We start from the raw sequence: 2,142 nt of genomic DNA, 5'->3' as shown, positions 1-2,142 counted from the left end.
TTGTCTTCTCTGTGGTGAATAAGTCACTTTTGTAAATAACGCTCATCAATACAAACCTTAATAACTATTCTGATAACTGCCACCAACTTAAACGGAAAACTAACACCTGTAACTGCCATCTAATATCTAGAAACTTCACCTCATAACTAGCAACTTAAAACCACTATGTATTAACGCTTTTTCTTTCTTACTAACGTATTTATTGCTAACCTCGCATTAACGTATTTACTTACTTTAAAAATTGGCTAACGGAATAATTATGTTCAAAAAAATATCGCTACTTATAGCATTAGCATTAAGCACAAACGCTTTAGCTAAAGGAGGCGTGTCGCCCTATTTACCTTTAAACCAAGCACCAGAATTAGAGCATAATGTAGAGCGCCTTTTAGCGGTAAGTAAAAATACGCACATTATGAGTAAACCTTATAAAGCGCACGACATATATAACGTATTGCAAACCATAAGGCATAGTTACCCAGAACTTTACCAAACTTTGTCGTATCAAATAAGCCCATATATTCAAAGCGATGCAGGCACATTTGCTAAAGCAACCCTTGCTGCTGGTACAAAAAACAAAACACTGCCAAACCAACGTGGGCAAACCACTAAAACCAACTTAATTGTTGAAGGTGGCGCTTACGCTAACTTTGGCCGTTACTTTGGTGTAAGTGTGACAGGCATTGTAAACGAAGACGAAATACTCCCAACTCAAAGCTTTATTTACCTAGGTAATAAGTATGCACAACTCGATATAGGTTATCGTGAGCATTGGTATTCACCTTTTAACGACAGCGCCATGCTATTAAGTACACACGCTAAAACAACACCGTCAATTACCATAAGTAATGTTGAGCCAATAACCAGCTTTAATATTCGATACGACATGTTTATTAGCAAAATGACTGAGCAGCGTGGAATTTTAGAAGGGACAAAGCAAAAAGGAGTTACTCGTGAATACAAACCAGGTAAACCTTATTTATTTGGCCTTCATACCAGCTTTGCTGCAACAGATAATTTAACGATTGGCCTAAGTCGCTTAATGCAATTTGGTGGTGGCCCGCGCAGCGTTACATTGAAAGATTTTGCCGAAGGTTTTTTTGACCCTGGCGGAAAAGATAATATAACTCGTGCCGATGCCGAAGAGGTTGATGCAAACTTTGAGCTTGGTGACCAATTAGGCTCAATCACGTTTGAATACAATAACAGCCTATTTGATTTGCCGTATGAGCTTTATGGTGAAGTTGCGCTTGAAGATACACTGGGTGGCGGCTCTCGCAATAATGCATACAGCTTCGGGCTTTATTTACCCTTTATTGCAAACAACCACAGTCTACGTTTTGAACACAGTAACTGGCAGTTAGGCTGGTATGCAAATAGTATATACCAAGACGGAAATCGTAATTCAGGCAACGTAATTGGCCACTGGGCTGGCGACGAGCATGACTACACCGACTATACCCCAGCTAAATCGATGAGTGTTAATTGGCATTGGCAGCTTAGCGCTAAAGAAAGCTTAAATACAACATTTCGTGGCCTTACAAACAAACGTGATGGTTACAAAACCAGTTATGAACTACAAACAGCCTATACGCGTAAACTAAACAAACCTGTTTGGGGTGCTAAAAGCCTAGGCGCTGAGCTTTACCTAGGTAAAGATGTTTATGGCGAAGCATTTTCAAGAATCGCTTTCTCCGCTAACTTTTAAATTCGAAAGCGCGAATCTATTTCGCGCCTACGTTAAAATAACTCTTAAAATAAATTACCACCAAGCGTAACGATTAGCTGCGCACTAAACTGAGAAGAACGTAATAAAACGAATTGGTCTTAAAATTACTTCTCTTGCACTGCTCCTTGCCTTCGCTGTGGTGATAATAATGTTTTATTTACTTTAATAATTCAGTTAAACGCCTAAATACAAAAAAACTGACCACCGAGAACACCGAAGCGCTGCACGCTACACTGAGAAGTCCGTAATACAATGCATTAGTTTTTAAATGGCTTCTCCTTTACTGCTCCTTGTCTTCTCTGTGGTGATAATAATGTTTTATTTACTTTATAAATCAAGTACAAAGCTTAACCATAAAACAATTTCTACCACCAAGAGCACCGAGGCGCTGCGCGCTACACTGAGGAAACATAATA

1 protein-coding gene is annotated in these 2,142 nt (G+C 39.1%); it reads left to right on the top strand.

Features of this window, described 5'->3' with window-relative positions; all coding sequences use genetic code 11:
• Positions 1 to 259: 259 nt before the first annotated feature.
• Positions 260 to 1,705, top strand: coding sequence for a capsule assembly Wzi family protein (locus CWB65_RS19455; protein WP_138741284.1), 1,446 nt, complete (start codon positions 260 to 262; stop codon positions 1,703 to 1,705).
• The last annotated feature ends 437 nt before the right edge of the window (positions 1,706 to 2,142 follow it).

This window comes from Pseudoalteromonas sp. S554, from assembly GCF_005930865.1.
Lineage (GTDB): Bacteria > Pseudomonadota > Gammaproteobacteria > Enterobacterales > Alteromonadaceae > Pseudoalteromonas > Pseudoalteromonas marina.
The sequence above is the reverse complement of the archived record's forward strand: the minus strand, read 5'-3'. Positions and strand labels throughout refer to the sequence as shown.